Below are 369 nucleotides of genomic sequence, written 5' to 3'. Positions count from 1 at the left end.
CTTTTTGTCCCTTCTACCCGTTATACTATGCGCCCGTTTTAAGGGCTAGTTTTTTAGCTTTCAGTTGATTTAAGAGGTACGTGTTTTGAAAACACTCAAATTGGGCATATGCGGTCTTGGTACTGTAGCGAGTGGCGTGGTTAATGTTTTAAATCGAAATCGTGAAGAGATTTCAGCACGCACGGGTTGCTCGATTGAAATTATTCAGATTGCTTCGCGCACGAAGAAAGACAATTGTGATTTGACAGGTATCGACTTTACAACGGATTTGAACGCTGTTGTAACAAACCCCGAAGTAGATGTTGTGCTTGAGTTGATTGGCGGCTACAGCCCTGCAAAAGAGTTAGTAGAGACGGCTCTTCAGGCAGG

General features: G+C 43.6%; 1 pseudogene. It reads left to right on the top strand.

Annotated features, from left to right (window positions below):
- Positions 1 to 85 precede the first annotated feature (85 nt).
- Positions 86 to 369 (top strand): annotated as a pseudogene (locus A3739_RS08290) (homoserine dehydrogenase); the annotation flags it as partial.

The organism is Oleiphilus sp. HI0067 (assembly GCF_001635735.1).
Note: the sequence above shows the minus strand (reverse complement) of the source record. Positions and strands in the feature narration are given on the sequence as shown.